Annotated in this window: 9 protein-coding genes and 3 tRNA genes; all 12 read right to left on the bottom strand. The window is 60.6% G+C overall.

Features of this window, described 5'->3' with window-relative positions; all coding sequences use genetic code 11:
• Positions 1–20 precede the first annotated feature (20 nt).
• Entirely contained in the window at positions 21–4,175 is a 4,155-nt protein-coding gene (gene rpoB, locus MVF76_RS09170) for a DNA-directed RNA polymerase subunit beta (protein ID WP_297528508.1), read from the bottom strand.
• 177 nt (positions 4,176–4,352) lie between these two features.
• A complete protein-coding gene (rplL, locus tag MVF76_RS09165) occupies positions 4,353–4,736 on the bottom strand; it encodes a 50S ribosomal protein L7/L12 (RefSeq protein ID WP_297528507.1) in 384 nt (127 codons plus the stop codon).
• A gap of 66 nt (positions 4,737–4,802) precedes the next feature.
• The gene (gene rplJ, locus MVF76_RS09160; RefSeq protein ID WP_297528506.1) at positions 4,803–5,333 is read right to left on the bottom strand and encodes a 50S ribosomal protein L10; all 531 of its coding nucleotides are present in this window, start codon (positions 5,331–5,333) and stop codon (positions 4,803–4,805) included.
• A 236-nt stretch (positions 5,334–5,569) separates the two neighbouring features.
• Positions 5,570–6,262, bottom strand: coding sequence for a 50S ribosomal protein L1 (gene rplA / locus MVF76_RS09155; RefSeq protein WP_297528505.1), 693 nt, complete (start codon positions 6,260–6,262; stop codon positions 5,570–5,572).
• 3 nt (positions 6,263–6,265) lie between these two features.
• Entirely contained in the window at positions 6,266–6,697 is a 432-nt protein-coding gene (gene rplK / locus MVF76_RS09150) for a 50S ribosomal protein L11 (RefSeq protein ID WP_297528504.1), read from the bottom strand.
• Positions 6,698–6,867: 170 nt separating this feature from the next.
• The gene (gene nusG, locus MVF76_RS09145) at positions 6,868–7,401 is read right to left on the bottom strand and encodes a transcription termination/antitermination protein NusG (RefSeq protein ID WP_297528503.1); all 534 of its coding nucleotides are present in this window, start codon (positions 7,399–7,401) and stop codon (positions 6,868–6,870) included.
• A gap of 4 nt (positions 7,402–7,405) precedes the next feature.
• Positions 7,406–7,783, bottom strand: coding sequence for a preprotein translocase subunit SecE (gene secE / locus MVF76_RS09140; RefSeq protein WP_297528502.1), 378 nt, complete (start codon positions 7,781–7,783; stop codon positions 7,406–7,408).
• Between the two features lie 104 nt (positions 7,784–7,887).
• A tRNA-Trp gene (locus MVF76_RS09135) sits at positions 7,888–7,963 on the bottom strand.
• Positions 7,964–8,086: 123 nt separating this feature from the next.
• Positions 8,087–9,280 carry an elongation factor Tu gene (gene tuf, locus MVF76_RS09130; protein ID WP_297528501.1) on the bottom strand — a complete coding sequence of 398 codons (1,194 nt, stop codon included), beginning with the start codon at positions 9,278–9,280 and terminating at the stop codon, positions 8,087–8,089.
• A gap of 95 nt (positions 9,281–9,375) precedes the next feature.
• A tRNA-Thr gene (locus MVF76_RS09125) sits at positions 9,376–9,451 on the bottom strand.
• Between the two features lie 220 nt (positions 9,452–9,671).
• Positions 9,672–11,339, bottom strand: a complete 1,668-nt coding sequence (gene ltrA, locus MVF76_RS09120; protein ID WP_297528500.1) for a group II intron reverse transcriptase/maturase — start codon at positions 11,337–11,339, stop codon at positions 9,672–9,674.
• A gap of 14 nt (positions 11,340–11,353) precedes the next feature.
• Positions 11,354–11,427, bottom strand: a tRNA-Gly gene (locus tag MVF76_RS09115).
• Positions 11,428–12,430 lie beyond the last annotated feature (1,003 nt).

The raw sequence follows: 12,430 nt of genomic DNA, 5'->3' as shown, positions 1-12,430 counted from the left end.
TGCTTCGTTCTCGAAGCCGCTCAGTTGCGGTCCTGCTCCAGTTCCAGATTGATGGCCAGAGAGCGGATTTCCTTGACCAGCACGTTGAACGATTCGGGCATGCCGGCCTCCATGTGATGGTCCCCGTCCACGATGTTCTTGTACATCTTGGTGCGGCCATTCACGTCGTCCGACTTCACGGTCAGCATTTCCTGCAGCGTGTAGGCGGCGCCATAGGCCTCCAGCGCCCAGACCTCCATTTCGCCGAAGCGCTGGCCGCCGAACTGGGCCTTGCCGCCCAGGGGCTGCTGGGTCACGAGGCTGTACGGTCCCGTGGAACGCGCGTGCATCTTGTCATCCACCAGGTGGTTGAGCTTGAGCATGTGCATGTAACCCACCGTGACCGGCCGATCGAAGGCGTCCCCGGTGCGGCCGTCATAAAGCGTGGTCTGACCGCTTTCAGGCAGATCCGCCAGCCTCAGCATCGCCTTGATCTCCTCCTCATGGGCACCGTCGAACACCGGCGTCGCCATGGGCACGCCCGAGCGCAGATTGGAGGCAAGCTCGATGATCTCCTCGTCGCTCAGCGAGTCGAGGTCCTCCTGCTTGCCACTGCTGTTGTAGACCTGATCCAGGAAGTTGCGGATCTCGGCCACCTTGGCGTGGGCATCGAGCATCTTGCCGATCTTGATACCCAGACCCTTGGCCGCCCAGCCGAGGTGGGTCTCCAGCACCTGTCCGACGTTCATGCGCGAGGGCACACCCAGCGGATTCAGCACCACGTCAACCGGTGTCCCGTCGGCGGAGAAGGGCATGTCTTCCACCGGAACGATGGTGGAAATGACACCCTTGTTGCCGTGACGACCGGCCATCTTGTCGCCAGGCTGGATGCGGCGTTTGACGGCCAGATAGACCTTCACCATCTTCAGCACGCCAGGCGCTAGATCGTCTCCGGCAGTGATCTTGTTGCGTTTCTCTTCCAGCTTCCGATCGAAGTCGGCACGGATCTGGCGCAACTGCTCGGCCGCCTTTTCCAACTGCTCGTTGGCGCCCTCGTTCTTGAGCCGAATCTCGAACCACTTGTCGGTAGGCAGCTCTTCCAGATAGGACTTGGTGATCTTGCTGCCAGGCTTGAGCTTGTTGGGACCGCCCTCGGCCTGCTTGCCCACCAACAACTGCTCGACACGGCGGAACAGGTCGCCTTCCATGATGCGCATCTGGTCGGCCAGGTCCTTCTTGATGCTGGCCAGCTGCTCTTCCTCGATCTGCAGCGCACGCTTGTCCTTCTCGACACCGTCGCGGGTGAACACCTGCACGTCGATCACTGTGCCGTCCATGCCCGAGGGCACCCGCAGCGAGGTATCCTTAACATCGGAGGCCTTCTCGCCGAAGATGGCTCGCAGCAGCTTTTCTTCCGGCGTGAGCTGGGTCTCGCCCTTGGGCGTGACCTTGCCCACAAGTATATCCCCCGGCTTGACCTCCGCACCGATGTAGACGATGCCGGACTCATCCAGCTTCGCCAGCGCACCTTCGCCCACGTTGGGGATGTCCCCTGTGATCTCCTCGGCACCCAGCTTGGTGTCGCGGGCCACGCAGGTCAGCTCCTCGATGTGGATGGTCGTAAAGCGGTCCTCTTCGACCACGCGCTCGGAGATCAGGATCGAGTCCTCGAAGTTGTAGCCGTTCCAGGGCATGAAGGCGACCAGCAGATTCTGCCCGAGGGCCAGTTCGCCCATGTCCGTGCTCGGACCGTCGGCCAGTACGTCACCGCTGGCGATCACGTCACCGACATTCACCAGCGGACGCTGGTTGATGCAGGTGTTCTGGTTGGACCGCGTGTACTTGGTCAGGTTGTAGATGTCCACGCCCGGTTCGCCGGCCACAGTCTCGTCGTCGTTGACACGGACCACGATACGGCTGGCATCCACGGAGTCGACGATTCCGCCACGGCGGGCAACCACGGTCACACCGGAATCCACGGCCACGGCTCGCTCCATGCCGGTACCCACCAGCGGCTTTTCGGAACGCAGGGTGGGCACGGCCTGGCGCTGCATGTTCGAGCCCATGAGCGCGCGGTTGGCGTCGTCGTGCTCCAGGAACGGAATCAGCGAGGCCGCCACCGACACGATCTGGCGCGGGGAGACGTCGATGTAATCGACACGATCCGGTGTCGCCATGGTGAACTCGTTCTGGTGACGGCAGGACACCAGGTCGTCGGTCAGCCTGCCCTTGCCGTCTACCGCCGCGTTGGCCTGGGCGATGACGTACTGCCCCTCCTCGATGGCCGACAGGTACTCGACCTCATCGGTGACCCGGCCATCGACAACCTTGCGGTAGGGCGTTTCGAGGAAACCGTAACGGTTGGTTCGCGCATACACGGCCAGCGAGTTGATCAGGCCGATGTTCGGGCCTTCCGGTGTCTCGATAGGACACACGCGCCCGTAGTGGGTGGGATGCACGTCACGGACCTCGAATCCGGCACGCTCGCGCGTCAGGCCGCCCGGACCCAGGGCGGAGACACGGCGCTTGTGAGTGACTTCGGACAGCGGATTGTTCTGGTCCATGAACTGGGAAAGCTGAGAGGACCCGAAAAATTCCTTGATCGCAGCAGCCACCGGCTTGGCGTTGATCAGTTCCTGGGGCATCAGCCCTTCGCTCTCCGCCAGACTCAGACGCTCCTTGACAGCGCGCTCGACCCGCACCAGACCGATCCGGAACACGTTCTCGGCCATCTCCCCCACGCAGCGGATACGGCGGTTGCCGAGATGGTCGATGTCGTCCACGAAACCGTTGCCGTTGCGGATCTCGACCAGCGTCTTCAGGACATCGAGAATGTCCGACCAGTCGCCCAGCGCCTCGTAACGCTTGCGCGCATCCTCGTCGCCCTGTTCGGCACGGGACTTGAAGTAGACACTGTCATACAGAATACCGGGACCCTCGACCTGGTCGCGACCGACGCGGCGGTTGAACTTCATGCGACCGACCGCCGACAGGTCGTAACGATCTTCGGTGAAAAACAGGTTGTGAAACAGGTTCTGCGCGGCCTCCTTGGTCGGCGGCTCGCCCGGACGCATCATCCGGTAGATCTCGACCTGCGCTTCCAGAGCGGTCTGGGTCGGATCGATCCGCAGGGTATCGGAGATGAAGGGTCCCCGATCGAGATCGTTGGTATACAGGGTGTCGATCGTCTTGATACCCGCCTCGCGCAGCTTCGCGATCAACTCCTCGGTCAGCTCATCGTTGGCGTTGGCGATGATCTCGCCGGTCCCGGTGTCGATCACGTTGCGGGCCAGCACCTTGCCAACCAGGTAGTCGTCGGGCACTTCCAGCGACTTGACCCCGGCCTCCTCGAGCTGGCGGATGTGGCGCGCAGTGATGCGGCGACCTTCCTCCACGATGACCTTGTCCTTGATCTTGATGGGGAAGATCGCGGTTTCGCCACGCAGGCGCTCCGGCACCAGATCGAGCTTGATCATGTCCTTCTCGAAATGGAAGGTATTGGTGTCGAAGAAGAGATCGAGGATCTGCTCGTTGTCGTAACCGAGCGCGCGCAGCAGGATGGTCGCCGGCAGCTTGCGACGTCGATCGATGCGCACAAACACACAGTCCTTGGGATCGAACTCGAAGTCCAGCCAGGAGCCACGGTAGGGAATCACCCGGGCGGAATAGAGCAGCTTGCCGGAGGAATGAGTCTTGCCGCGGTCGTGATCGAAGAACACGCCCGGTGACCGATGCAACTGCGAGACGATGACGCGTTCGGTGCCGTTGACCACGAAGGTACCGGTATCCGTCATCAGGGGCAGCTCGCCCATGTAGACTTCCTGCTCCTTGATGTCCTTGATGGCGCGGGCATCCCCGCTGTCCTTGTCGTAGATAACCAGACGCACCAGGGCACGCAGCGGCGCGGCATAGGTCAGCCCGCGCATCTGGCACTCCTTCACATCGAAGGTCGGCTCGCCCAGACGATAGCTGACATACTCCAGGGCCGCAGTCCCCGAGTAGGACTCGATCGGGAACACCGACGAAAAGGCGGCATGCAGCCCCTTGTCCTCGCGATCTTCCGGCTTGCGATCTGTCTGCAGGAAGTTGCGGTAGGACTCGATCTGGGTCTCCAGCAGGAAGGGGACCTCGAGAATGCTGGGGCGCTTGCCGAAATCCTTGCGAATGCGTTTCTTCTCGGTGAAGCTGTAGCCCATCGGTGTTCCTCTCAATACAGTGGCCAGGAGGCGGGAGTATCCGGGCGGGTAAGCCCCGGAAAACTACCGTTTCCAGAAACGGCAACAGGCCGGCGGCATTTCACTGCCGCCAGCCGGAAAATCGAACAGGGCCGGGCGCCCGGCGCCCGACCCGATTTCGCTGGCTTTGCCAGTATCTTACTTGACCTCGACAGTGGCACCTGCCTCTTCGAGCTGCTTCTTGATGTCCTCGGCCTCTTCCTTGGACACACCCTCCTTGACGGGAGAAGGTGCACCTTCGACCAAGTCCTTGGCCTCCTTCAGGCCCAGACCGGTGATGCCGCGGACGACCTTGATGACAGCAACCTTGTTGGAGCCGAAACCGGTCAGCACGACGTCGAACTCGGTCTTTTCCTCGGCAGCACCACCGGCGTCACCACCGGCACCCGCCATCGGGACAGCGGCGACGGCAGCTGCGGCGCTCACGCCGAACTTCTCTTCCATCGCCTCGATCAGCTCGACGACTTCCATCACGCTCATGTTGGCGATGGTTTCGAGGATATCTTCTTTGCTAACAGCCATGATGCATTACTCCTGAGTTTCCGTACCCGCGGACTCGACACGGGCAGTACAAGTTGTGAAACGCGCTTAAGCCGCCTGCTGCTTCTGGTCGCGGATTGCAGCCACCGTGCGAACCAGCTTGCCAGGAACCTCGTTGAGGGTCCGGGCCAGCTTCTCGATCGGGGCCTTCATCACGCCCATCAGCATCGCCAGGGCCTGGTCGCGGGTCGGCAGGCTTGCCAGTCGCTCGATGTCATTGGCGGGCAACAGCTCGCCGCCTACTGACACGAACCTGACCTGGAGCAGCTCGTGCTCCTTGGCAAAGTCCTTGATGACCCGAGCGGCAGCTCCGGGATCTTCCTGGGAAAAGGCCAGCACCAGTGGCCCCACCAGGCTCTCGGAAATGCACTCGAACTCGGTACCCTGCACGGCGCGCCGTGCCAAAGTGTTTTTGATGACCCGCAGATAGACGCCGCCCTCGCGCGCCTTCTTGCGCAGTTCGGTCATCTCGTCCACGGTCAGTCCGCGGTATTCCGCGGCCACAGCGGAAAACGCACTGGATGCGACCTCCGCCACCTCGGCAACGACGGACTTCTTCTGTTCAAGCGTCAACGCCATCGTTTACCTCCAGTTCAGGTCGGGCCGATCCGACAACAACCGGCACCTCCCTTCCATCAACATGGGGCGAAAGACTGTTTCACCCCGCGTTACGGTGGCCGCGGACAGGAAAGTCCGCATTGGCATCACCGTCTGCGCAGGCCGGCCGGAAGCCGATTAAGCCCCGCCTCGCGGAGGGGCGCCTGCGGTCTTTGACGGCCCCGGCCGGCAGGCCGGTGCCACAAAGTCCGATTCGATCAGCCCACGCTCGCCTGATCGATCTGCAGCCCCGGCCCCATGGTGGTGGAGACCGTGACCTTCTTCATGTACACGCCCTTGGCCGCCGCCGGCTTGGCCTTGTTCAGGTCCGCCAGCAGGGCCGCCAGGTTTTCCTTCAGCTTGTCGGCATCAAAATCCGCCTTGCCAATGGTGGCATGGATGATGCCCGCCTTGTCTGTCCGGTAGCGCACCTGACCGGCCTTGGCATTGCGCACGGCAGTCGCAACGTCAGGCGTCACGGTACCCACCTTGGGGTTGGGCATCAGGCCACGCGGGCCAAGGATCTGGCCCAGCTGGCCGACGACACGCATGGCGTCCGGCGTGGCGATGACCACGTCGAAATCCATGTTGCCGGCCTTGATGCTTTCGGCGAGATCCTCGAAGCCAACGATGTCGGCACCTGCCTCGCGGGCGGCATCCGCGTTGGCGCCCTGAGCGAACACCGCCACGCGCACTTCCTTGCCGGTGCCGTTGGGCAGCACGGTGGAGCCGCGCACGACCTGATCGGACTTGCGCGGATCGACGCCCAGATTCACCGCCACGTCGACCGATTCCTTGAATTTCACGCCACTCAGTTCCTTGAGCAGATTGAAGGCCTCATCGGCACTGTAGAGCTTGCCGGGTTCGACCTTCTCCCGGATTGCGCGCATGCGCTTGGAAAGCTTGGCCATGACTCAAACCCCCTCCACTTCGAGACCCATGCTGCGGGCGCTGCCGGCAATGGTGCGCACCGCCGCATCCAGATCGGCCGCCGTCAGATCGGGCTCCTTGGTCTTGGCGATCTCCTCGAGCTGCTCACGGGTGACCTTGCCCACCTTCTTGGTGTTGGGTTCGCCACTGCCCTTCTGGATGCCGGCTGCCTTCTTGAGCAAGATCGACGCCGGAGGGGTCTTCATGATGAAGGTGAAACTGCGATCGTTGTAGACCGTGATCACCACGGGAATCGGCAGGCCCTTTTCGATGCTCTGGGTCTGGGCATTGAACGCCTTGCAGAACTCCATGATATTCACGCCGTGCTGACCCAGGGCGGGGCCAACCGGCGGACTGGGATTGGCTTCCTGCGCCGGCACCTGCAGCTTGATGTAAGCCTCTACTTTCTTGGCCATGACTCTTTGCTCCTGTCGGGTACAAACGCCTTTCGGCTCCCCGGGTTAAAAACAGATACAAGTTGCAAGATACAAGCAACTCCGGCAGGAACCCCCGCGCCACGCGGACGTCCGGGACTTCGACGACGCACTCCCGACTTGTATCTTTGGACTTGCCTCTTTCTGTTCAGCTACGCCTTTTCGACCTGACTGAAATCGAGTTCCACGGGGGTCGAGCGGCCGAAGATCAGCACCGCCACCCGCAGCTTGCTCTTGTCGTAGTTGACCTCTTCCACCACACCGTTGAAATCGTTGAACGGCCCATCGGTCACCCGTACCACTTCGCCCACCTCGAACAGCACCTTGGGGCGCGGCTTCTCCACACCTTCCTGAATGCGGTTGAGAATGGCTTCGGCCTCCTTGTCGCTGATCGGCGCCGGCTTGTCGCTGGAACCGCCGATAAAACCCATGACCTTGGGCACATCCTTGACCAGATGCCAGGTATCGTCGTCCATTTCCATCTGGACCAGCACGTAGCCGGGAAAGAACTTGCGCTCGCTCTTTCGCTTCTGACCCTCGCGCATCTCCACCACTTCCTCGGTGGGAACCAGGATCTCTCCGAACTTGTCCTCCATGCCTGCGCGCCGGATGCGCTCCTCCAGGGAACGCTTCACCTGGTTTTCGAAACCGGAATAGGCATGGACCACGTACCAACGTTTTGCCATCGAGCTAGCCTCCCTGGCCGGTAATCAGTCTGACCGCCCAGAGCAAGAACATATCCAGAAGCCAGAGCATGAGGCCGACGATGATCACGACCACGAACACGATCAGCGCGGTCTGGATGGTCTCCTGGCGCGACGGCCAGACAACCTTGCGCACCTCGGTCCGCGTCTCGCCAACGAAGCCAAGCAGGCGCTGGCCCACCGCCGTGCGCGAGGCCACGAAGATGGCCACCCCGACCACGGCCAACAGACCGAGCACGCGGAACAACAGGGACTGGTCGGCAAAATAGTAAAAGCCGCCAATCGCGCCAATCAGCAACGCGATTGCCACGAGCAGCTTGAACGAATCCGCCCGACTACCCTCGACCTCGACCTTTGTGTTCATACAAATGAAAGCTGCAAGATACAAGATTCAAGATACAAGAAGGAAGCGGCAGCCACCCTGATTACTTGTCTCTTGCATCTTGTCTCTTGCATCTCCTTGCGTAATGGCAGGCCAGGAGGGAATCGAACCCCCAACCTGCGGTTTTGGAGACCGCCGCTCTGCCAATTGAGCTACTGGCCTGAATTTTCATATGCAAGCTGCAAGATACAAGTTACAAGCGAATGGATCGGCACCTGGCCCATGCACTCGGGAGTCCGGGCCGCCATGCTTGCATCCTGTCTCTTGCTTCTTGCAGCTATCCAATCACTCGATGATCTTCGACACCACGCCGGCGCCCACGGTGCGGCCACCCTCGCGAATCGCGAAGCGCAGACCCTCTTCCATGGCAATCGGCGCAATCAGCGACACCGTCATCTTCACGTTGTCTCCCGGCATCACCATCTCCACACCCTCCGGCAGGTCACAGGCCCCCGTGACGTCCGTGGTACGGAAATAAAACTGCGGACGATAACCGTTGAAGAAAGGCGTGTGACGACCACCCTCTTCCTTCGACAGCACGTATACCTCGGCCTCGAACTTGGTATGCGGGGTGATCGAGCCCGGCACGCACAGCACCTGACCACGCTCCACCTCGTCACGCTTGGTGCCGCGCAGCAGCACACCCACGTTGTCGCCCGCCACACCTTCGTCCAGCAGCTTGCGGAACATCTCCACGCCGGTCACCGTGGTCTTCTGCGTCTCGCGAATACCCACAATCTCGACCTCGTCGCCCACGTGAACCTTGCCGCGCTCGATACGGCCCGTCACCACCGTGCCACGACCCGAAATCGAGAACACGTCCTCGATCGGCATCAGGAACGGCTGGTCGATCGGACGCTCCGGCACCGGAATGTACTCGTCCATCGCCGCCAGCAGCTTCTCGATCGAGGGCACACCAATATCCGAGGTGTCGCCTTCCAGCGCCTTCAGCGCCGATCCAATCACAATCGGGGTGTCGTCGCCCGGAAACTCGTAGGAACTCAGCAGGTCGCGAACCTCCATCTCCACCAGCTCCAGCAGCTCCGGATCGTCCACCTGGTCGGCCTTGTTCATGTACACCACGATGTAGGGCACACCCACCTGGCGCGCCAGCAGAATGTGCTCGCGGGTCTGCGGCATCGGACCGTCCGCCGCACTCACCACCAGAATGGCACCATCCATCTGCGCCGCACCCGTGATCATGTTCTTCACGTAGTCGGCGTGACCAGGACAGTCCACGTGCGCGTAGTGACGATTCTCCGTCTCGTACTCCACGTGCGCCGTCGCAATCGTGATACCTCGCGCACGCTCTTCCGGCGCATTGTCAATCTGATCGTACGCCTTGAACTCGCCTCCGCCCATCTTCTCCGCAGATACCTTCGTCAGCGCCGCCGTCAGCGTCGTCTTGCCATGGTCAACATGACCAATCGTACCCACGTTTACATGCGGCTTCGTACGTTCAAATTTTTCCTTGGACATGGATGCTCTCCCGGTCGTTTGGATTCACAAGGAATCTGCGGTAACTGCAATAGTCACGGGCAGGCGACCCTTCCACAGGATCGCCTGCCCCAAGCTGGAGCCCATAACCGGATTTGAACCGGTGACCTCTTCCTTACCAAGGAAGTGCTCTACCGACTGAGCTATATGGGCCTGAAACCAGATTCATGTTGCGAGATTCAAGATACAAAGGCGCTCGACGCCAAAGCCGCAGAGCAGAACAACCGGTATCTTGCCTCTCTCTTATATCTTGCCTCTCAATCGTTGGAGCGGGTGATGGGAATCGAACCCACATCATCAGTCGGGTAAGGAGGTGGCCTCGCGGCCACCCCCTCCCCTAAGAACCCGGCGTGCGAGTTTCCCCGCACCGGGCTCAAGCAGTCTGCAAGCCCTCCGCTGTTGTTGGAGGACCGGCTACCCGCATTGCTCTACTGTGCAGTTGCCGATGGCAATTCGGATGCATCAGAACGAGATTGGACGCGTTATCATCACCTCCCCTGGTTCGCCAGTGGATGTGGTGAACATGCCATCCAGTGCCTTTGGTGATCAGCCCATCGCACCAAGGGCACTTTTCGTCCTGTTGCTTCCAGACCCAGTACAATTTGCGTCTCCCCATCAGGGTTGAACGCATTTTCCGTTTGAGTACTTCTTCGAAGTATTCCTCCCAAACGGGGTCGTATGGGTTTGCCTCGGCCCTGATCTTCACGTGTCTGCGGATCTTAGTGTCCGACAGCCGCGCGAGGATCAACTCACCGGATGCGAACACCCAATCGCGACCGCCGATTTTACAGAAGTATTTGTTCCGTATCCATCGGCGATTTTTGTTTGGGTGTCGCCTCTTGGCCCAGCGCCAAAGAGCACCGAAAATCTTGTGATCCATCTTGGAAAATGTCCGCTTGGCCATCTGACTCCGGTGGTACTCGGCCCACCCCCGAATTATGGGATTGAGCCTTCTGATCACCTCGTCTTGCGGTGCCGCGGACAATTTCCGCAATGTTTCCCTGATTTTCTGATAGAACGCCTTCCGGTTTTTCTTGGATGGTGTAATCAGAAGTATCTTCTTGAATCTCCTGACATTCCAGCCAAGAAAATCGAAACCTTCCTCTATATGTACAACGCGAGTTTTCTCTTTCGAAAGAGCCAACCCCCGTTCTTCGAGGAAAGCCTCAATCAGCGGTTTGACCTGTGTCTCCAGCAACTCCTTCGAGCTTCCTGTGACAATAAAGTCATCCGCGTACCGGACGAAATTGACCTTGTCCCTCCTTTTGAAGCGGCTCTTGAGCAGCCTCTCAAGTCCGTCCAAGGTCATGTTCGCCAACACCGGGGAAATGATCCCACCCTGTGGGGTACCCGCTTGTGTTGGGAACAGGCGTCCTTGCTCCATGTAACCGGCCTTGAGCCATCGCCTCAGCACTACCTTGTCAATAGGTATGTGCTTTTCGAGCCAATCGTGGCTGATGTTGTCAAAGCAGCCTTTGATGTCTGCATCCAACACCCACTGCGGTGAGTGCTTTCGTCCCAATGCGTTTTGGCATTGCACGATCGCATCCGCAGTGCATCGGCCTACCCGAAAGCCATACGAGTTTGGGTCCGCCTTGGTTTCCGCGACAGGTTCGAGAGCCAGCAGGAACAGCGCCTGCATCGCTCTGTCCCGCATCGTCGGGATGCCTAGGGGCCTTTTCTTACCGTTGGCCTTCGGTATGTATACCCGTCGTAGCGGGCGGGTGCGGTAACCCACGACCTTAAGGTTTAGGGTTGCCTCCCATTTCTCGCTGGGCGTCGACCACGTTTCACGATCTACACCCGGCGTCCTCCTGCCCAGGTTTTCGGTGACTCGTCGTACCGCCAAGGCCTTGGCGCTGGTCGATCGCACCAGCAGCCGCTGAAGCCTCCTGACCGCACGCCAATCACCGTTGCGGGCAGCCTTCGCTATCCGGACTTGTAGCCTCCCTACCGTCTTGCGTACCCGCCGCCATGAAATATCATGCCAGCCGGTCCAGACGTCGGAGACGACATCGCCCTTTTTTCCAAGAACGTCCATATCTGCCTCCAGTTTGGAGCGGGTGATGGGAATCGAACCCACATCGCCAGGTTGGAAGCCTGGAGCTCTGCCATTGAGCTACACCCGCCTTGCCCGGAGGACAGGACGTTCTTCACCCCCGGCGGGGATGCGAACATCCCCCTCCGGGGTTAGGTTGCCATCAAGCCTGTCTAGCGACAGACCACCTCGCGGAAGTCAGCACCCTTTCGGGTCAGGGCGATCGTTTCATCCCCTATCCCGGTCATTACAACCGGGCCTTCGCTTCCTCCGCGATCCTCTACCCACTGAGGCATCGGTCACCCTTGCGGGTTTCCTAGTCCGTCTGGACACCCCATTGGGCTTACCACGTTCCGCATGAGCAACACGGGTTGGGAGGGTTCCGCCTTTCCGCCGGTGGTTCACTGCCAGCGTGCCCCGACCAAGCAACGGAGCAACCAACCACACCCCATTTTGGGCAGGGCCTGTCAGACGCTTTGGCCCATCCAGCCTTACGGCGTTTATCAGCGGTTCGCTTTCGCTAACCCTTCAACCCAGCCTAGCTCCTCACCGGTTGCGTCTACCGGTTCGCGACCTCTCCTCACGGAGACGACGCGCCCCTTTCGGGGTGGCTACATTGTCAGGGCGCTTGGCACCCAACCGTTACCAGTCGAGCACTGCCCCTAGGCTACGGGTGGCTGGACACCCGGTCCACTACAGCTCGCGCTGCCGGACAATTGCTCATGCGGCCTTCGCCGCCTCGCCTCGGTCCGACTAAGTCATGATCGAGGCTCTCGATAGCTGATTTCTGTCACTCTTTGTAAGCGTGGTGACGGGGTCAGCTACCCTCGCGACTCGTGTCGCACGCTTGGAAGGCTGAGGTTCTACCATTGAACTACACCCGCACTGTCGTCTTCGGCCAGGGAGCCGGCCACGGAGACGCCGCCTCTTGCACACGATGGCTGCGGGCGTGTCCCGGCGAGCGCTCGCCCCGCCCATCGGGATACCGTTTTGCCGCACCCCGAAACACATAACATATATATGGTGGAGGGAGGAGGATTACTCCAGGCCTTCGGCCTTCCGCCCTCCGGGCCGCCGCGCTGCGCGCGTCGTTC

This window comes from Thiohalobacter sp. (assembly GCF_027000115.1).
Taxonomy (GTDB): Bacteria; Pseudomonadota; Gammaproteobacteria; order Thiohalobacterales; family Thiohalobacteraceae; genus JALTON01.
The sequence above is the reverse complement of the archived record's forward strand: the minus strand, read 5'-3'. Positions and strand labels throughout refer to the sequence as shown.